This window comes from Paractinoplanes polyasparticus (assembly GCF_019710575.1).
GTDB lineage: Bacteria > Actinomycetota > Actinomycetes > Mycobacteriales > Micromonosporaceae > Actinoplanes > Actinoplanes polyasparticus.
Genome location: NZ_JAHWFK010000072.1, coordinates 13,965 through 32,559, shown reverse-complemented (window position 1 = coordinate 32,559; position 18,595 = coordinate 13,965). Strand labels below are relative to the sequence as shown.

The following is an 18,595-nucleotide window of genomic DNA, read 5'->3' as shown; positions in this document are numbered from 1 at the left end:
TCTGGACCAAGACCGCCGACCAGATCCTCGAATCCATCAAGCGTTACTGCACCCGCATTAACGACTCACGACACTAGCTATGTGAGCCGGGCGGGCTTTTCGTCGCGCTTGCGGACCGGCGGTCTATCGTCTTCGGCATGACTGAGACCGCTCGCCTCTCCGCCGGCGACACCGCGCCCGAGTTCAGCCTGCCGACCGACAACGGCGACCGGCTCACCCTCAAGGACCTGCGCGGGCGCAAGGTCGTGCTGTACGCGTACCCGGCCGCGATGACGCCCGGCTGCACCACCCAGGCGTGTGACTTCCGCGACTCGCTGGGGTCGTTGCAGGCGGCCGGCTACGAGGTCGTCGGCATCTCCCCCGACGTTCCGGCCAAGCTGGCCAAGTTCCGCGAGCGCGACGCCATCACGTTCCCTCTCGTCAGCGACGAGGACAAGAGCGTGCTGAAGGCGTACGGCGCGTACGGCGAGAAGAACAACTACGGCAAGACCGTCATGGGGGTCATCCGGTCGACCTTCGTGATCGACGAGAACGGCGTCGTCGAGCGGGCCCTCTACAACGTCAAGGCCACCGGCCACGTCGCCAAGCTGCGGCGCGATCTTGGCATCGACTGACCCTACGGTCGGTCCCGCGGCGGCCGATCTCTACGGCAGGACCCTCTGACGGTCCCCTCTGACCACGGCGGCTGTCACGCGGCATGATCCGCGAGGCGGCCGCCGTGCCTATCCGGCCCGTTCGATCCGGCCCCCGACCGTCTAGACTCTGGTGCACGTGGCCGCCCGGTGGGCGGCCCGGGCGGGAGTGGCGTAATCGGCAGCCGCGCGGGTTTTAGGTGCCCGTGCCCGAAAGGGCGTGGGGGTTCAAGTCCCCCCTTCCGCACTGGCGAATGATGGCGGCATGGCAATCGAGTTCGTAGTGGATCCGCCGCTGACCCCGGCCCTGCGCGCGGGCATCGTCGCGCTCTGGGTCGAGGTCACCAACGCCGGCGGGGCGGTCGGCTTCGTCGCGCCGGTTTCCCGTACGCAGGTCGCGCCGGTCGCGCAGGCCGCGTTCACGGCGGTCGAAGCGGGCATCGATCACCTGCTGGCCGGGTTCGACGACGACGAACTGGTTGCCCTGCTCTTCGTCGTCAGCAACCAGTTCGCGCTCAAGGAGCACTGGCGGGTGCTCAAGCGGGTCATGGTCACCCCGGGGCAGCAGGGCCGCGGCTACGGCGCCGCCCTTATGCGCGAGGCCGAGAAACTCGCCCGCGACCTGGGCCTCGAGGCTCTCCAGGTGACCGTGCGCGGGGGCGCCGGCACCGAGAAGTTCTACGAGCGGCTCGGCTATCAACAGGTGGGCCGCATCCCCGGAGCGCTGCGGGTCGGTCCCGGCGACGATCGGGACGAATATCTGCTCTGGCTCCCTCTGCAGCCCTGATCGCAGCCGGCCGGGCGCGACGGGGAGATCGCGTCCGGCCGGGTGCGGTGGGGAACTGTCAGGAACAGCGGGGGGTGTTGGCGGCCAGATTCGCGTCGAGGTCAGCCGGCTGAGTGACGGCGGGCGGCGCCGCCTCGACGGTCGACTCGAGCAGCGGGGCCGCCGCGGACGAGGACGACGCCTTCGGCTTCGGGGACGCCTTGGTCGCGGTGGGCTTCGGCGTCGCCTTCTTGCTGACGGCCTTCTTGGTCGCCTTGGCCTTCTCGGGCTGCGCCTTGATGCTGCCGGCCAGTCTGACCGTCGTCTTCTGGGTCTTTCCCACGGCCAGCTTGATGTTGCCGGCGGTCACCGAGTTCCCGTACACATCGGTGATCCTGACCTTGAAGGGGCCGTTGCCGACGCCGCTCGGGATCGTCCAGTAGTTGAAGTCCTCGCGGGTGGCCGACTTGAAGCTGCCGCCCTTGCCGGCGATCTTCACCGAGGCCAGCCGGTTGGAGTGGTTGTCGATCAGCACGCTCAGCCAGTACTGCGAGGAGCCTTCCTTCACCCGTACGGAGATCGGCCCGGGAACCGCCGCGCCGGGCGCCGCCTTGTAGGTGATCGGGATGATCCCGTCCGACTGCTTGCCGATCTTCTTGAACGCCGTGAGGCTCAGGTCGAGGTGGCCCACCGGGCATTCCGGGCAGGAGTCGATGACCTTGACACGGACCTTGCCCTTGGGCCCGGTGACGTCGATGTACGTGCCGCAGGCAGCGCCGTTCGAGTACTGGTTCTTCTGCCCGAGCGCCACGTAGAGGTCGTCGGCCGGAACGCTCGGGAACGAGCAGTTGCCGAGCGTGCCTTCCATGAAGAAGTACGTTGCCTTCCCCTTGGCCGCCGAGGTGGACGGCGGAGCGGCACAGGCCGAGCCGCTGTTCTGCAGCACGAGCGCCACTCCGAGGACGGCGGCGAGGACGCCGGCGCCACCGAGGGCGAGCCAGCGGGGCGAGAACAGACGAGAAGCGGTCACGGTCAGCGATCCTGCGCGGACGGCGACCGCAGCGCCACTTTCCTAAGACACTCCTAAGACTCGGGTGGCCTGCTTCACCCGGTCGAGACCTCCACCGGGTCACCGACGCGCAATTCGCCCGTTTGATCCGGAATGAGGTTGATAGCGAAGAGTAGGGCGTTTCCGAAGCGCCGCCGCTCGCCCAGCATCCGCAACGGCTGCCGGCCGGTCTCCCCCGTCTCCTGATCGATCGTCGTGACCAGGCAGCGCGAGCACTCCTTGGCCGCCCGGAAGGTCATCGCGCCGATCCGCAGGCGGCCGCCGAGCCAGCCGTCCTCGGCCCACGGCTCGGCCCCACCGACCACCAGATTGGGCCGGAACCGGGTCATGGGCACCGGCTCCTCCCCCGCTTCGGCCAGCCAGTCGTTGAGCGCCGACAGCGAGGCCTCGTTGGCCAGCAGCACCGGGAACCCGTCGGCCAGATTCACGGGCTCGCCGGGCCGGGCGTGGGACTCGATCGACCGCCCGGACGGGTCGGCCTGCCAGACGAGCCGGGCGTCGCAGCCGAGGAACCGGCTGCTCCACTCCTTCTCGGCCACGCGGGCGGGCAGCGGAGGCTTGCGGCGGAACACCCGCACGTGTTCCTCGGGGCCGTCCACCGGCTCATCGACCGCCAGCGGCGGCAGACCGGGCGCGTTCAGCAGCAGACCGCCGGGCCGGGGCGTGACAGTCAGTTGGGTGAGGACAGCCGCGTCGCGCTGGGTGATGGCCACGCCCTCCGCGTCGACCATCGCCCACCGGCGATCGCCGGCCAGGCCCCACGGCTCGACCCGGACGGTGTCGTGCTCGACGCGATGACACCCCTTGACCGGGTGCGTGTACAGAGCCGTGATGCGCATCCCCGAAGGGTCGCACGGCCGGCTCAGTACGGCATGCGAACACCTTTGGACTTGGCCTCACCGGGCGGGTCGTCGAAACAGTCGTCATCGTTCCCGGTCGGCCTGCTCTGGCGATCCAGAAAGACTCGGGCCTGCGCGGCCTGCCCCTCGGTCAGGGCGTAGACGCGGCCGGTCCGCACCGCGTCGGTGCTGGCATCGGCCGAGATGGCGACGTCGAAGGGGGCGGGGCGGCCCGTTCTGATCTCCGAAGAACCCGAAACGTCCGCGGGGTGCGGCCGGGGCGGGGTCCTCGGTGGTTGATGCGCCGGTGATGAACACTCCGAGCGTTTTCGGCCCGGAACAGCATGGGTGTCCGACTCTTCACGAGCCATCAGCCTTTCGTTCCCGCCCGCTGCCCACCGCGGCCAAGGTCGACTGCCGGATCATCCAATGTGCTGCAGGCCATGTCTTGGACCCGCCGTCAGCCTGGTGACTTATACCCCCTAGGGGTATAAGTTCGTGGAAGGAGGTGGGTAGCCATGACCGAGACGCACCCACATGCGCTGTCCGATCAGCACCGCCACGAAGAGCACGGCCTGCCTGTGGGCCGAGACATGGCCGGCCACGGCGACCATGCCGGGCATGGCGGGCACGCCGGGCATGATCCGGCGGTCTTCCGGCGGAAGTTCTGGCTGAGCTTCGCGCTCACCGTGCCGATCGTCGTGACCAGCGACATGGTCATGGAGTGGTTCGGCTACTCGCTGGACTTCCCCGGCATCACGTGGGTCGGCCCGGTGCTCGGCACGTTCGTGTTCCTCTACGGCGGCCGGCCGTTCCTCACCGGCGCGGTCGGCGAGATCCGCAGCCGCGCCCCCGGCATGATGCTGCTCATCGCGATGGCCATCACGGTCGCGTACGCCGCCTCGCTCGCCACCAGCGCCGGCCTGTTCGACCTGGACTTCTGGTGGGAGCTGGCCGCCCTCGTCACGATCATGCTGCTGGGCCACTGGCAGGAGATGAAGGCGATCGGCCAGGCCCAGGGCGCCCTCTCCGCGCTGGCCGCCCTGCTGCCCGACGAGGCCACGCTCGTGAAGGCCGACGGCACGACCGAGGACGTAGCGGTGTCGGCCCTGAAGGTCGGCGACCGCGTGCTCGTGCGCTCGGGTAGCCGGGTGCCCGCCGACGGGCGCATCGCCGAGGGCATGGCCGAGATGGACGAGTCGATGATCACCGGCGAGTCCCGTCCGGTTTCCCGTACGCCGGGAGACCGCGTAGTGGCGGGCACGGTCGCCACCGACTCGGCCGTCCGGATCGACGTCGACGCCGTGGGCGACAACACCGCCCTGGCCGGCATCGGCCGCCTGGTCGCGCAGGCCCAGGCGGCCGGCGGCCGGGCGCAGGTGCTGGCCGACCGCTTCGCCGCCTGGCTGTTCTATGTCGCGGCGGCGGCCGGCCTGATCACCTTCGTGACGTGGTGGTCGCTCGGCAGCCTCGACCAGTCCGTGGTGCGTACGGTGACGGTGCTGGTCATCGCCTGCCCGCACGCTCTCGGCCTGGCCATCCCGCTGGTGATCGCCTTGTCCACGGCCCTGTCGGCCCGAGCCGGAATCCTGGTCAAGGACCGCTTGGCGCTCGAGCGGATGCGTACCGTGAACGCGGTTCTCTTCGACAAGACCGGCACGCTGACCAAGGGCGCCCACACGGTGACCGGCATTGCCGCCACCGCCGGCCACACCGACGACGAGGTGCTGCGCACAGCCGCCGCCGTCGAGAGCGACAGCGAGCACCCGCTGGCCAAGGCCCTGGTCACCGTCGCCCGCGACCGCGACCTGACCGCCACCGCAACCGGGTTCCGCTCCCTGACCGGCCGCGGCGTCCAGGCCACCGTGAACGGTCACACCTACGCCGTAGGCGGTCCCGCCCTGCTGCGCGAACTGTCCGCGCAACCACCGGCCGACCTCCTCACCGCCGCCGAGTCCTGGTCCCGCCGCGGAGCCGCCGTGCTGCACCTGGTCCGTCTGGGCGAGGGAAGCCCGCAGGTGATCGGCGCGTTCGCCCTCGAGGACGAGATCCGCCCCGAGGCGCGCCAGGCCATCCGGCAGCTCCGCGCCCACGGCATCGAGAAGCTGGTGATGATCACCGGCGACGCCCGTCCCGTGGCCGAGGCCGTGGCCGCCGACCTGGGCCTCGACGAGGTCTTCGCCGAGGTGCTGCCGGCCGACAAGGACAGGGCGGTCGCCGACCTGCAGCGGCGCGGCCTGACCGTGGCGATGGTCGGCGACGGCGTGAACGACGCCCCGGCCCTGGCCCGAGCCGATGTCGGCCTGGCCATCGGCGCCGGCACCGACGTGGCCATCGAGTCGGCCGGCGTGGTGCTGGCCTCGTCCGACCCCCGGGCCGTGACCAGCGTGATCAAGCTGTCCCGGGCGTCCTACCGCAAGATGATCCAGAACCTGGCCTGGGCCGCCGGCTACAACGTCGTCGCCATTCCGCTGGCCGCCGGGGTGCTGGCCTGGACCGGCTTCACTCTGAGCCCCGCTGTGGGAGCCATCATGATGAGCGCCTCGACCATCGTCGTAGCCTTGAACGCCCAGCTCCTCCGCCGGGTGCGCCTGGCCCCCGAAGATCAATAGCGCTACGGCAACTGGGAGGGGAGGTAGGTGGTGTCGCCGGTCGCGCTGTGGGCGATGACGGTGAACTCGTCGGTGCCCTCGCCGCCCTCGGGACCCGGCCACCAGGCGCCCCACCAGCCGGCCTTGACGCTGGCGTGCACGGTGCCGCCGTCGTTGAGGCGCAGTTCGACGCTGGTGACCCCGGGGCCGGCCAGGCCGACGATGTTCGAGAACATGTTGTCGTCGTCGCCGTAGGAGCTGCGGGTCTCGAGCGTCAGCTTACCGGCGGGCGGCGGTGGCAGGGGGGTGCCGTCGGTCAGGCCCATCGAGGCCAACCGGTCGTCGCCCACGCCCAGGCATTCGACGATGTGGCCGTTGGTCTTGCGCATGATGAGCATCGTCGCGTCGCCGCGCTGCTCGGCCAGGATCACGTCGGACGCGCTGACCGTCGTCGAGCTGCCGCTGACGTCACTGGCCCCGCACGCCTCGGCCTGCGGCAGCACCTGGTCGCCGGTGCGCGCCGTCGGCATGGCGGTCCAGGAAGCCACCGCCTTCTCGGTCACGCCGGGCACCAGCGAGGGGATCACGACCGCGCCGACCAGGCCGGCGGCCACCGTGACGGCTCCCGCGGCAACCCAGCGCCGCCGCACCGGGAAGGAGGCGGCGCGGCCGGCCATGGTGCGCTCGACGAAGTTCCGGGAACGGGTCCACTGCGCGGGGGTGGGTTCGGTGTGCCGGGCCGGGTCGAGGACGGCGAGTTCTTCGAGGTCGTTCATGACAGCTCCTGGAGGGTGCGGGGGTGGTCAGGGGTGGCGGGTTCGAGCGCGCTCTGGAGCCGTTTGCGGGCCCGCCCGAGGCGCATGGTGAACGCCGAGCGGCGGCAGTTCAGAACGGTGGCGGCCTGGTCGGCGGTCAGCCCGTCGAACGCGACCAGCGCCAGCACCTCACGGTCGGCGGCGCTCAGCGAGCGCCAGGCGCGCTGAAGGTCGAGCCGCGCCGCTGTCCCGGAGCTTCCGTCGGGCACCTCGTGCTGCTCGGTCGCGGTGAGCCGCACGTCGAGGGCCCGGCGCCGCAACCAGCCGCGTGTCTGGTTCGCCATGGTCCGGCGGGCCACGGCGAACAGCCAGGGCCGCGCGTCCTCCGGCAGCTCGGCGTGGCGACGCCAGGCGGTCAGATAAACGGTCGAAACGATGTCCTCGGCCTCGTCGGGCGGCACCCGCCGCTCGACGAAGCGGAGCAGGTCGGCGAACGTGTCCTCGTGCAACGCACGAAACCGTTCCTCGGCTGTTCCCTGGTGGTCCATGACCCCTACCTGTCCGGCTCACCGCAGACTGCCACACCCGAATTACTCGAAAGAGGTCAGCACGTTGACGAGGTGGGGCGGGCGGACGATCACCCGGGCCGGGCGGAGGCCGACGGCGGCCAGGGCCAGCTCTTCCAGTTCGGCGGCGTCGATGCCGGCCGGCACCCGCAGGCGGTTGCGGACCTTGCCGTCGACCTGCACGACACAGGTCACGGTGGGATCGGTGGCCAGGGTGGGGTCGATCGAGGGCCAGCCGGCGAAGGCCACGCCGGGGTGGTGGCCCAGGCGGGACCACATCTCTTCGGCCGCGTACGGGGTGAAGAGCGACAACACCACGGCCAGGGCCTCGGCGGCCTCACGAGTGGCCGGATCGGCCGCGGGTGCGTGGCGGGCCGCGGTGGCCAGTTGCATCGTGCGGGCCACCGCGACGTTGAAGCGGCGGTTCTCGAGCAGGTCAGTTATCTGCCGCAGCAGGCGGTGCGTGGTGCGGCGCAGCTCGGGGTCGCCCAGCTCGGGGGCCACGCCGGGCGCCGACGTCACCCGGCTCGCCAGGCGCAGCGCACGCGCCAGGAAGCGTAGGGAACCGGCCGGTGACACGTCGGCCCAGTCGATGTCCTCCTCCGGCGGGCCGGCGAACACCATGGTCAGCCGGACCGCGTCCGCGCCGTACGTGTCGAGCTGTTCGCCCAGGCGGACCAGGTTGCCCTTCGACTTGCTCATCGCCGCGCCGTTCAGCAGCACCTGGCCCTGGGTGAGCAGGTGACGGAACGGCTCGCCGAAATCGATCAGGCCCAGATCGCGCAGCGCCTTCGTGAGGAACCGGGCGTACAACAGGTGCAGCACAGCGTGGTCGGAACCGCCGATGTACTGGTCGACCGGCATCCACCGCCGCACCTCGTCCGGATCGAAAGGCCCCTTCTCGTACGACGGTGAGCAGTACCGCAGGAAGTACCACGACGAGTCGACGAAGGTGTCGAGCGTGTCTGTCTCCCGTTCGGCCGGCTCGCCGCACCGTGGGCAGTCGACTTCCACCCACTCGCGGGCACCGGGCAGGTCGGCCCCGCGCAGGTCGGGCAGCACCACCGGCAGTTGGTCATCGGGCACCGGCACGACGCCGCAGCGTCCACAGTGCACGACCGGGATCGGGCAGCCCCAGTACCGCTGCCGGGAAACCAACCAGTCGTGCAGCCGGTACGTGCCGCCGGCCCGGCCGATCCAGTTGCGCTGCATGGTGAGGACGGCGGCCGGCCACCGGCCTTCGAGCTCGGCCATGTCGTCGAGCAACTGATCCGCGTACGCCGTGATCCGCAGAAACCACTGCGTCAGCTCACGCGGCACGACGCGGGCGCCGCAGCGCTCGCAGCACCCGGCGATCACCTGCTCGTTGGCGAGAACGGTCCGATCAGTGGGGCACCAGTTGACCGGCGCCCGGCGGCGCTCGGCCAGGCCGCCCTCGAGCAGGCGCAGAAAGATCCATTGTGTCCAGTGGTAGAACGACGGGTCGCTGGTGTGCAGCCGGGTGCGCCAGTCGACCGACGTCGCGTACCGCCGGAACGACTCGGCCTGTGTCTCGATGTTGGCGTAGGTCCAGTCGGCCGGATGGATGCCGCGCTTACGGGCCGCGTTCTCGGCGGGCAGTCCGAACGAGTCCCAGCCCACCGGGTGCAGCACGTCGAAGCCCTGCTGAGTCCAGAAACGGGCGACGACATCGCCCAGCGCGTACGCCTCGGCGTGGCCCATGTGCAGGTCGCCGGACGGGTACGCGAACATGTCGACGACCGTGCGCCGCGGCGCACCGCCGGGCCGGTCGAGCGATTCCCACACCGGCCGCCATTTGCGTTCCAGCGCCGCGAAGTCGTAGTCGCCCATGCCCTCACCCCTGGCGTCTACGCTCCCCCGCCTTCCGCAGCACGCGCAACACGAATTCGGGCCGGGTGAGCACCGAGGGCGGGTCGAGCAACTGCTGCACCCGGACGAACGCGCGGTTGACCTCGGCGTCGATCTGCGACGCGTACGCGATCTGACGCGAGTACCAGTTCAGCAGCTTGATGCCGCGCGGGCGGGGCCCGGTCGTCTGCGAATAGCCGAAGTCGCCGCCCACCGCGAACTGCCACGGCGTCTCGACGATGGTGGCGACGGCGGCGTAGTACTCGCGGGCCATCGCCGTACCGGAATGCTTGTCGAGAGCCGCCCCCAACGCACCGGCCGAGAGGGCCGCGCAGGCCATCCCCTGGCCGTAGATCGGGTTGACGCTGCAGATCGCATCGCCCAGCGCGACGTAGCCCGGCGGCGGCTCCTCCAGCTGCTCGAACAGCCGGCGGCGGGACGACGGGAACTTCGCGACCACGATGTCGCTCAGCGGCTCGGCCCGGCCGATCAGCTCACCCAGCAAGGGATCGGGGAGCTCGCGGGCGAACCGTTCGAAGGCCTCGACGTCAGTCGGCACCTCCGGAAAGTGCCAGCCGCCGATCGCCACCAGCCAGCGGTCGCCCTCCACGGGGAAGACCAGGCCGTCCACCCGTTCGTGGGGCGAGGTGGGCAGGGTGAAGATGGCCTCCCAGTCCGGCAGGTCACCGGGCCGGCGTCGATAGAGGCGGGACGCGTACGCCACCCCGACCTTGACCTCGAGCTGTGCCGGCGTCGGCAGACCGAGCGCGGTGAGCCACCGGTCGGACCGAGCCCCGCGCCCGGTGCAGTCGACGACCAGGCCGGAACCGATCGTCTCGCCGCTGTCGAGGAGGACGCCGGTCACCCCCGCCGCCGACCCGGTCAGTCCCGACACCGCCACCCGGTGGCGGATGGTCACGCCCGGCAGCTTGGTCACCCGGTCCCGCAGCAGCCCTTCGATGAGCGGCCGGGTGGCCGCCACCAGCTCGACCCCCGTGGCCACCGACGGCCAGCGCCGGCCGAGGCGGTAGGTGCACAGGCCGGTGCCCATGTCGAACTTCGTGCCGCCGGCCGCGATCAGCTCCGCCTCGAAACCCGGGAGGCGCGCGTCCAGCTCCCGCAGCCCCGACGCGAGCAGGATGTGCGGTTGGGTCCCCTGCGGCACGCCGCGCCGGGGCACCGGCTCGTCGGGCAGCTCGTCCCGGTCGAGCACGGTCACCTGGTCGTACCGGTCGCTCAGCACGCGGGCCGCGGTCAGCCCGGCTATCCCGGCTCCGATCACCACTGCTTCGTTCTCCACGAAGGCCAGTCAACCGAGGAACCCGGTCCCGGCGCGACCCACCTATCCGGACACCGACAGACGACGCGTGCCGGTGAGGTCGGCGGTGACCGCCGCCGGTTGACATCGTTGGGCAGGATGATTGTCGACAAGGAGGGCGTATGTCCGAGTCGACCACCCTCGAACTGGCGCGACAGGCTGGACTCCCGACGTCGTATCCGCTGGCCTGGGCCGCCCTGACCGCGGACGACGCCGGTCGGGAGCGCGGTGCGGCGGCCGCCGGCGAGGTCATCGCGCTGGAAGCGGCCGCGGGTGCGATGGACCGCGACGACCCGCTGGCCGACGTTTACCTCAGCGCGGCCGGGCGGCTGTCGCGCCTGATGTTCCAGGACGTGATGACCGAGATCATCGACCGGCGGCCACGTTCGCCGCACCTGGACCGCGTCCGCGCCGCCCGCCCGATTCCGATCACCGCCACCTGGGCCGGCCCGGTGGCCGAGACGTGGCTGCGCTCGCTGACACCGGTGGTGGACCTGCCGGCGGCCCTGCGACAGCATCGGCTCGCCACCCTGCTGAAGCACGCCGGGCGGGGCGAGGTCCGCGAGGCGTACCGCGACCGGACCGGGCGCTACGTGCTGGTGCTGGCCGGGTCACGGATGTGCGCCGAGGGCCACCGCGATCCCGCGGTGGCAGCCACCTGGACCGACGAGACTGTGCTGGCCGCGGACCGCCCGGTCCCCGGTTCCCCGGCCGGGCCGCTGCTCGCGCTCACGCCGGAAGCGGACGGCAGCGTCCGGGCCGATCCCTTCCCGGCCTCCCTGGTCGACGGCGGTCCGCTGACGTTCGAGTTCGGCCCCGGCCATCACGACGCCGTCCGGCATGTCATGCGGCTGCTGCTGACCCTGGCCCTCGAAGGCGAGGCTGCCGACTTCGCGACGCGGCCCTTCGTCTTCGACACCCTCACCGAGCACGCCGGCCTGAAGCTGTGGCCGCAGCTGACCGCTCCCGGCGACGAGTTGCGGCTGCCCTGGCCCACCGTCCGCGCGCTGGCGGCGGCCGATGTCGCTGAGGTGCGCCGCATGCTGGCCGTCGACGCGCCGCCGATCCACCGCTACTACGCCATCCTCGACGGCGACCGGTTCTGGCAGGTGGTACGCCAGTCGGCGACCCCCGACGGCTACGCCACCGACCAGCACATCGCCCCCGACGGCGCCTGGACCCACTCGACCATCCTGGCCGAGATCGGCCGCGGCAAGCGCTACGACCAGTACCGCCAGCTGAGCCCGCACGAGATCGACCGGCACGTCGAAACCATCCGCTCCCGCCGGCCGGCCCGCGGCGCCTGACAGGTTCACGACGGGCCCCGGCTCGTCACCTCGCGGGAAGCAGTCCGACGAGGGTGTCGAGGATCTCGTCGGCGTCGGTCTTCCACTTGTCCCGGGTGAGCTGACCGCTGGCTTCCATGCCGATGGCCCCGTGTGCGCCGCTGAGCAGCACAGCCCCGAAACGGTGGGCTTGCGCCGCACCGACCAGGTCGCTCAAGGCCGCGATGAACGGACCCTGGCTGCGCCCGGCCGCCTGCAGCACTTCGGGTCCGGCCGGTGGCCGGTGCATCAACCGGTAAAGGTGTGGTCGTTCCCGGCCGGTGGCGAGCATCCCGGCGAGCATCGCCCGCACCTTGTCCCGGGTGGACAGCTCCGGGTCCGCGCCCAGCGTGACGGCCTGATCGGCCAATGCATTCCAGGCCTGGGCCGCGATCGCGGTCAGGAGGTCGTCCTTGTCTGCGAAGTGCCGGTAGGGCGCGCCACGACTGACGCCCGCCCGTGCGCCCACCTCCCGCAGCGTCACCGCTTCCGGTCCGCCTTCGTCGAGCAGTCCGGCTGCGGCGTCGAGGAGGGCACGGCGGGTGGCGGCGGCGGACTCCACGCGGCTGATCACCGAGCCATCCTACAGAGTTGACAACGTCAACTGAATGCCTCAACCTGATTCAGGTGACAGCGTCAACCGGGCGCGCCGAAACTCTGGAGGCTTTCCATGGACGTCTTTCTCACCGGGGGCTCCGGCTCCGCCGGCGGCGCGATCATCCGCCGCCTGATCACCGAGGGGCACACGGTGCACGCACTCGCCAGGTCGACCGCGGCCGCGCAGACGGTCGAGGCGGCCGGAGCGGTGCCGGTGCGCGGCGACCTGGCGGAAATCGCCACCACGCCGGCCTGGCTCGACGTCCTCGGGCGCGTCGACGCTGTGGTCCACGCGGCGGCGTTCATGGAGTTCTGGGGCCCGGATCAGTTGTTCGTCGACCGCAACCTACGGCCCACCGTCGCGCTCTACCGGGCCGCGGTGGCCGCACGGGTCGGGCGCTTCGTACTGATCTCGGCAGCCAGCGTGTCCACCGGCAGCAACCGGGCGGACACGGTAGACGAGGATTCGGACCCGGGACGGCCGAACATCGCGTACAGCCGGGTCAAACTGCGCACCGAACAGGAACTGCTCGCTCTGCCGCACGGCGGCACCACCCTGGTGATCCTCCGGCCCCCCTTCCTCTGGGGCAGCCCCAGCGCCCACAACCTGGAGGGATTCGTCGAGTCGGTCGAGGCCGGCCGGTTCTCCTGGATCGACGGAGGCCGTCACCTGGTCGACTACTGCCACTTCGACAACCTCGCCCACGCTGTCACGCTGGCGATGACCCGCGGGGAACACAGCCTCATCTGCTACATCACCGACGGCGATCCCCGTACGGCCCGGCAGTTCTTCACCTCCCTGCTCGCCACCCGCGGGATCGACGTGAGCGGCGCCGGCAGCTTCCCCCGGGCGATGGCCGCACCCGTCGCCACCCTGATGGAGACCGCCGCCAAGGCCCGGCGCAGCACCACCCCACCGCCCCTCACCCACTGGATCGTCACCTTCATGGGCCGCGACCGGGTCTACGACATCACCCGCGCCCGCACCAGCCTGGGTTACCAGCCCACGATCTCCGTGGACGAGGGCCTGCGTCGCATGGCCCGATCCTGACTTCCCGGTACCGGAAGGAAATTCATAAAGCAGCGCCGGCCGGAGGTCGCCTTGGCGCTCATACCCGGCGGCTGCCCCGGCTCATCGGCCGCGACCGCGCACTCGAAGCGTTCCTGAGCCGCACCCTCTGGCGCTCTGAAAGATTTTATGCATAAGCTGCGCAGGTGAATGACGGAGGGGTCAGGGCGGGTGAGCGGGTGCTCGACCTGTTCGCCGGGGCGCGGTTGACGCCCACGCAGCGGCGCATCGCGCACTGCCTCGTGGAGCATGCGGGCAAGGTCGCCTATCTCTCCGCGGCCGAGGTGGCCGACCTGGCCGGGGTCAGTCAGCCGTCGGTCACGCGGTTCGCCATCGCCCTCGGGTACGAGGGGTATCCGGCCCTGCGGCGGGTGCTGCGGGAACTGACCGACGGCCCGGACGGGGGACTCGTCCGGGAGCACAACGCCATGCAGGGGGCGATCGCCGCCGAGGCGGAGCACCTCGGGCGCCTCTGCCAGCAGCTGGAACGGCTCGACGACGTACGCCGTGGGGCCGAGCTTCTGGTGGCCAGCCGGCCGCTTCCGGTGCTGGGGCTGCGGTCGGCCGCGCCGCTGGTCGGGTATTTCGGGTACTTCGCCAGCAAGGTGCACCCGGACGTGCGGGTGCTCGACTCGGGTGGCACGTCTCTGCTCGACCGGCTCGATCAGGCCCGCGCGGCCGGCGCCGATGCGATGCTGGCGCTGGTGTTGCCGCGCTATCCGCGTGAGTCGCTGGAGGCGGTCCGGGAGGCCAGGAGCATGGGGTACGCGGTGGTGGCGATCACCGATTCGGCCGTGTCGCCGGTCGCCGAGCACGCGGATGTCGTGCTGCCCGCCGCGGTCGGCACGCGGCTGGTGTTCGACCTGCACACGGGGCCGATGGCGATGGCGATGGTGGTTCTTCAGGCGATGTGTGACGCCGACCCCGAACCGGTGCAGCGACGGCTGGAGCAGTTCGAGGCGACGGCCACGCGCCGGCAGATCTTTCAAGCGTGAGGAAGGGCGACGATGTCGGAGATCCGGGCACCACGCGGCGCGGCGTACACCGCGAAGGGCTGGCCGCAGGAGGCCGCCAAGCGGATGCTGATGAACAACCTCGACCCGGACGTGGCCGAGCGCCCCGAGGACCTGGTGGTCTACGGCGGCACCGGGCGGGCCGCGCGCGACTGGCCGTCCTACCACGCGATCGTGCGGGAGCTCGACGAGCTGGACGGCGACGAGACGCTGCTGGTGCAGTCGGGTCGTCCGGTGGGTGTGTTCCGTACGCACGAATGGGCCCCCCGCGTGCTGATCGCCAACTCCAACCTCGTCGGTGACTGGGCGAACTGGCCCGAGTTCCGCCGCCTCGAAAATCTGGGCCTGACCATGTACGGCCAGATGACCGCCGGGTCCTGGATCTACATCGGCACTCAGGGCATCCTTCAGGGCACGTACGAGACCTTCGCCGCCGTCGCTGCCAAGCGGTTCAACGGCACGCTGGCCGGCACGCTGACCCTCACCGGCGGCTGCGGCGGCATGGGTGGCGCGCAACCGCTCGCGGTCACCATGAACGGGGGCGTCTGCCTGATCGTCGACGTCGACCGCACCCGCCTGCAGCGCCGGGTCGACACCCGCTACCTCGACGAGATCGCCGACGACCTGGACGATGCCCTTGCCCGCGCTCTCGCTGCGAAAGCGGAGAAGCGTGCCGTCTCGATCGGGGTCGTCGGCAACGCGGCGCTGGTGTTCGGCGAGATCCTCACCCGCGGCGTCGAGGTCGACGTCGTCACCGACCAGACCAGCGCCCACGACCCGCTCTCGTATCTGCCGGTCGGCATCGAACCGGCGGACGCGGCCGAGTACGCCCGCAAGAAACCCGAGGAGTTCACCGAGCGCGCCCGCGGCAGCATGGCCAAGCAAGTCGCCGCGATGGTCGGGTTCCTCGATGCCGGGGCCGAGGTGTTCGACTACGGCAACTCGATCCGCGGCGAGGCCCAGCTGGCCGGTTATCAGCGCGCGTTCGCCTTCCCGGGCTTCGTCCCGGCGTACATCAGGCCGCTCTTCGCCGAGGGCAAGGGTCCGTTCCGCTGGGCGGCGCTCTCGGGCGACCCGGCCGACATCGCCGCCACCGACAAGGCCATCCTCGACCTCTTTCCGGAGAACGAGTCGCTGGCACGCTGGATGAAGATGGCCGAGGAGCGCGTCGCGTTCCAGGGACTCCCCGCCCGCATCTGCTGGCTGGGCTACGGCGAGCGGGACAAGGCCGGCGTCCGGTTCAACGACATGGTCGCCTCGGGCGAGCTCAAGGCGCCGCTGGTGATCGGCCGCGACCACCTCGACTCGGGCTCCGTCGCCTCGCCCTACCGCGAGACCGAGTCAATGCTCGACGGCTCCGACGCGATCGCCGACTGGCCGCTGCTGAACGCGATGCTCAACACGGCCAGCGGGGCGAGCTGGGTGTCGATCCATCACGGCGGCGGCGTGGGCATCGGCCGTTCCATCCACGCCGGGCAGGTCTGCGTGGCCGACGGCACGCCGCTGGCCGGGCAGAAGATCGAGCGCGTGCTCACCAACGACCCCGGCACGGGGGTGATGCGGCACGTCGACGCGGGCTACGAGTCGCAGGCCGCCGCGGGCGTGCACCTCCCGATGCGGCGGGAGGCTCCGTGACCGCGACGTTCGCCGAACTCTGGAACGGGATCGCGCCGATCGGGCGGGCCCGCAACGGCGGCTACCTGCGGTACGCGCTGGACGAACCCGAACTCGTGCTGCGCGACTGGTTCCGCAACCAGGCCGCGCGCCGCGACATGCCGGTCACCGACGACGGCAACGGCAACCTGTTCGCATGGTGGGGCGATCAGTGGGGCCACGACGCGGTGCTCACCGGCTCGCACTTCGACTCGGTGCCGCACGGCGGGGGCTTCGACGGCCCGCTCGGCATCGTCAGCGCGTTCCTCGCCATCGACGAGATGCGCCGCCAGGGCCGGGTGCCGCGGCGGCCGATCGCCGTGGTCGCCTTCGTCGAGGAGGAGGGCGGCCGGTTCGGCGTGCCCTGCCTGGGATCGCGGCTGCTGAGCGGGGCGATCGAACCCGAGCAGGCGGCCGCGCTGACCGACCGCGAGGGCATCACGTTCGGCGAGGCCCTCGGGGGTACGCCGGCGGGGCGCCTGCCCGGGCTCACCGGCCGGATCAACGCGCTGGTGGAGCTGCACATCGAGCAGGGCCGGGCGCTCGAGGTGCCGGTCGGGGTGGCCAGCGCGATCTGGCCGCACGGGCGGTGGCGCTTCGACTTCACCGGCATCGGCGACCACGCCGGCACCACGAGCATGACGGACCGGCGGGACCCGATGCTGACCTTCGCGTACACGGTGCTGGCGGCCAACAAGGAGGCCCGGCTGGCCGGAGCGACCGCCACGATGGCCCGGGTCGAGGTGGAACCCAACGCCACCAACGCGATCCCGTCGCTGGTGCGCGCGTGGCTGGACGCGCGGGCGGCCGAGACGGGCACGCTCGACGGGCTGGTCGACGCCGTGATCAAGCGGGCCCACGACCGGGCCGGACGGGACGGCACCGAGGTCGCGGTGACCCCGGAGTCGTACAGCGCCGAGGTGACGTTCGAGAAGCCGCTCGCCACGCGGATCGCCTCGCTGCTGGGCGACGTGCCGATTCTGCCGACGGGCGCGGGGCACGACGCGGGGGTGCTGTCGGCCCACGTGCCGACGGCCATGTTGTTCGTGCGCAACCCGACGGGGATCTCGCACTCGCCGGCCGAGCATGCCGAGGAGGAGGACTGCGTGGCCGGCATCGGCGCGCTCGCGCGGGTGCTGGGCGACCTCACATGACGGTCTATTTCGCTCCGTACGCCTGGACGGGCGGCCGCCTGGCCCGCAACGTCCGCATCGAGGTGCGCGACGGCGTGATCACGAAGGTCACGCCCGACTCAGCCGGATCGCGGGTCGTCTCGGACGGCTTGGCCGGTGACTCGGCAGACGTGCCGGCGGTATCCGCCCCCGACAGCGCACATGCCGGCCGGGGGACGTCGGCCGTCCGCCTTTCCGGCCTGGTTGTTCCGGGCTTCGCCAATGCGCACTCGCACGCCTTTCATCGGGCGCTGCGCGGGCGCACCCACGCGGGTGGCGGCAGCTTCTGGACCTGGCGCGATCTGATGTACTCCGTGGCCGGCCGCCTCGATCCGGACAACTACTACGCGCTGGCCCGGGGCGTATATGCCGAAATGGCGCTGGCCGGCATCACCGCGGTTGGCGAGTTCCACTACCTGCACCACGGCCCGGACGGCGTCCCCTACGACGATCCCAACGCGATGGGGCGCGCGCTTGTTCAGGCGGCGGCCGACGCGGGCATCCGGATCACGTTGCTGGACACGCTGTATCTGACGGCCACTGTGGACGGTAAGCCGTTGGAGGGTGTGCAGCGGCGCTTCGGCGACGGCGACCTCGACGCCTGGTCCGAGCGAGTAGCCGGCCTGCGTCCCTCGCCGCACGCGCGGATCGGCGCGGCGCTGCATTCGGTGCGGGCGGTCCCCGCGTCCGAGATGACGCGCTTCGCCGATCGGACCGCGGGACTGCCCGTGCATGTTCATCTGTCCGAGCAGCGCGCGGAAAACCAGCAAACCGTCGCCGCGCACGGCTGCACGCCCGCCGAACTGCTCGAGCGCAACGGAGTCTGGCGAGAGAACACCGTCGCCGTGCATGCGACGCACCTCACCGACCGCGACATCGACATCCTGGGCAATCACCACGTCTGCTTCTGCCCCACGACCGAACGCGACCTGGCCGACGGCATCGGGCCGGCGCGACGGCTCGCCGAAGCGGGCGCGAAACTCAGCCTGGGCAGCGACAGCCACGCCGTGATCGACCAGTTCGAAGAGCTGCGCGGCCTGGAGATGAACGACCGGCTCGCCAGTGAGCAGCGTGGACGCTTCACCCCGGCCGAACTGATCGCGGCCGCCACCAATCACGACGCGATCGGCTGGCCCGATGCCGGCGAGATCGCCGTGGGCCGCCGGGCCGACTTCGTGTGCGTGCGGCTCGACAGCGTCCGTACGGCCGGCGCCGATCCCGCGCAGGCGATCCTCGCCGCTACCGCTGCCGACATCACCCACGTGATCGCCGACGGCCGCGTGATCGTCGCCGACGGCCACCACCGGACGATCGACGCGCCACGAGCGCTGGCCGAAACGATCGCCGAGCTGACGGATGAG

At 71.2% G+C, this 18,595-nt stretch carries 16 protein-coding genes, 1 tRNA gene and 1 pseudogene; 10 read left to right on the top strand and 8 right to left on the bottom strand.

Going from position 1 to position 18,595, the window contains the following annotated elements; all coding sequences use genetic code 11:
- Positions 1 to 137 precede the first annotated feature (137 nt).
- The 3 genes from bcp to KXC43_RS47680 all read left to right on the top strand — a co-directional run bounded on the left by bcp (position 138) and on the right by KXC43_RS47680 (position 1,419).
- On the top strand, positions 138 to 614 hold the full coding sequence (gene bcp, locus KXC43_RS47690) for a thioredoxin-dependent thiol peroxidase (protein ID WP_221382936.1): 477 nt from the start codon (positions 138 to 140) through the stop codon (positions 612 to 614).
- Between the two features lie 181 nt (positions 615 to 795).
- Positions 796 to 879: transfer RNA gene (locus KXC43_RS47685), tRNA-Leu, on the top strand.
- 18 nt (positions 880 to 897) lie between these two features.
- Positions 898 to 1,419 carry a GNAT family N-acetyltransferase gene (locus KXC43_RS47680; RefSeq protein ID WP_221382935.1) on the top strand — a complete coding sequence of 174 codons (522 nt, stop codon included), beginning with the start codon at positions 898 to 900 and terminating at the stop codon, positions 1,417 to 1,419.
- Positions 1,420 to 1,477: 58 nt separating this feature from the next.
- Here the strand turns inward: KXC43_RS47680 and KXC43_RS47675 are convergent, their stop codons facing one another.
- From KXC43_RS47675 to KXC43_RS47665, 3 genes are all read right to left on the bottom strand, one after another.
- Positions 1,478 to 2,428: an expansin EXLX1 family cellulose-binding protein gene (locus tag KXC43_RS47675; protein WP_221382934.1), complete on the bottom strand. Its 951-nt coding sequence runs from the start codon at positions 2,426 to 2,428 to the stop codon at positions 1,478 to 1,480.
- 74 nt (positions 2,429 to 2,502) lie between these two features.
- Entirely contained in the window at positions 2,503 to 3,306 is an 804-nt protein-coding gene (locus KXC43_RS47670) for an MOSC domain-containing protein (protein ID WP_221382933.1), read from the bottom strand.
- A 23-nt stretch (positions 3,307 to 3,329) separates the two neighbouring features.
- The gene (locus tag KXC43_RS47665) at positions 3,330 to 3,677 is read right to left on the bottom strand and encodes a hypothetical protein (RefSeq protein WP_221382932.1); all 348 of its coding nucleotides are present in this window, start codon (positions 3,675 to 3,677) and stop codon (positions 3,330 to 3,332) included.
- Positions 3,678 to 3,899: 222 nt separating this feature from the next.
- Here KXC43_RS47665 and KXC43_RS47660 point away from each other — a divergent pair, with 222 nt between their 5' ends.
- Positions 3,900 to 5,918 (top strand): heavy metal translocating P-type ATPase, encoded by a 2,019-nt coding sequence (locus KXC43_RS47660; RefSeq protein WP_221382940.1) that lies wholly within the window; start codon positions 3,900 to 3,902, stop codon positions 5,916 to 5,918.
- Between the two features lie 2 nt (positions 5,919 to 5,920).
- Here the strand turns inward: KXC43_RS47660 and KXC43_RS47655 are convergent, their stop codons facing one another.
- From KXC43_RS47655 to KXC43_RS47640, 4 genes are read right to left on the bottom strand one after another with little or no spacing between them, the layout of a single operon-like run.
- The gene (locus tag KXC43_RS47655; RefSeq protein WP_221382931.1) at positions 5,921 to 6,673 is read right to left on the bottom strand and encodes a hypothetical protein; all 753 of its coding nucleotides are present in this window, start codon (positions 6,671 to 6,673) and stop codon (positions 5,921 to 5,923) included.
- Complete coding sequence (locus tag KXC43_RS47650; RefSeq protein WP_221382930.1) at positions 6,670 to 7,200, bottom strand: RNA polymerase sigma factor; 531 nt, start codon at positions 7,198 to 7,200, stop codon at positions 6,670 to 6,672. The genes KXC43_RS47655 and KXC43_RS47650 overlap by 4 nt, the downstream gene beginning before the upstream one ends.
- A gap of 42 nt (positions 7,201 to 7,242) precedes the next feature.
- On the bottom strand, positions 7,243 to 9,069 hold the full coding sequence (locus KXC43_RS47645; RefSeq protein ID WP_221382929.1) for a leucine--tRNA ligase: 1,827 nt from the start codon (positions 9,067 to 9,069) through the stop codon (positions 7,243 to 7,245).
- A 4-nt stretch (positions 9,070 to 9,073) separates the two neighbouring features.
- On the bottom strand, positions 9,074 to 10,387 hold the full coding sequence (locus tag KXC43_RS47640; protein ID WP_308129587.1) for an FAD-dependent oxidoreductase: 1,314 nt from the start codon (positions 10,385 to 10,387) through the stop codon (positions 9,074 to 9,076).
- Between the two features lie 140 nt (positions 10,388 to 10,527).
- Here KXC43_RS47640 and KXC43_RS47635 point away from each other — a divergent pair, with 140 nt between their 5' ends.
- Positions 10,528 to 11,712 carry a hypothetical protein gene (locus KXC43_RS47635; RefSeq protein WP_221382928.1) on the top strand — a complete coding sequence of 395 codons (1,185 nt, stop codon included), beginning with the start codon at positions 10,528 to 10,530 and terminating at the stop codon, positions 11,710 to 11,712.
- Positions 11,713 to 11,737: 25 nt separating this feature from the next.
- Here the strand turns inward: KXC43_RS47635 and KXC43_RS53120 are convergent, their stop codons facing one another.
- Entirely contained in the window at positions 11,738 to 12,304 is a 567-nt protein-coding gene (locus tag KXC43_RS53120) for a TetR/AcrR family transcriptional regulator (protein ID WP_308129586.1), read from the bottom strand.
- Positions 12,305 to 12,400: 96 nt separating this feature from the next.
- Between KXC43_RS53120 and KXC43_RS47625 the strand changes: the two genes are divergently transcribed.
- The 5 genes and pseudogenes from KXC43_RS47625 to KXC43_RS47605 form a co-directional block, all read left to right on the top strand.
- The gene (locus KXC43_RS47625; RefSeq protein ID WP_221382927.1) at positions 12,401 to 13,378 is read left to right on the top strand and encodes an NAD-dependent epimerase/dehydratase family protein; all 978 of its coding nucleotides are present in this window, start codon (positions 12,401 to 12,403) and stop codon (positions 13,376 to 13,378) included.
- A gap of 164 nt (positions 13,379 to 13,542) precedes the next feature.
- The gene (locus tag KXC43_RS47620) at positions 13,543 to 14,391 is read left to right on the top strand and encodes a MurR/RpiR family transcriptional regulator (RefSeq protein ID WP_221382926.1); all 849 of its coding nucleotides are present in this window, start codon (positions 13,543 to 13,545) and stop codon (positions 14,389 to 14,391) included.
- 12 nt (positions 14,392 to 14,403) lie between these two features.
- A complete protein-coding gene (hutU, locus tag KXC43_RS47615; protein ID WP_221382925.1) occupies positions 14,404 to 16,044 on the top strand; it encodes a urocanate hydratase in 1,641 nt (546 codons plus the stop codon).
- Positions 16,041 to 17,216: an allantoate amidohydrolase gene (locus KXC43_RS47610; protein ID WP_221382924.1), complete on the top strand. Its 1,176-nt coding sequence runs from the start codon at positions 16,041 to 16,043 to the stop codon at positions 17,214 to 17,216. The genes hutU and KXC43_RS47610 overlap by 4 nt, the downstream gene beginning before the upstream one ends.
- Positions 17,213 to 18,589, top strand: a pseudogene (locus KXC43_RS47605) (formimidoylglutamate deiminase); the annotation flags it as partial. The gene KXC43_RS47610 and the pseudogene KXC43_RS47605, both read left to right, overlap by 4 nt.
- Positions 18,590 to 18,595: the final 6 nt, after the last annotated feature.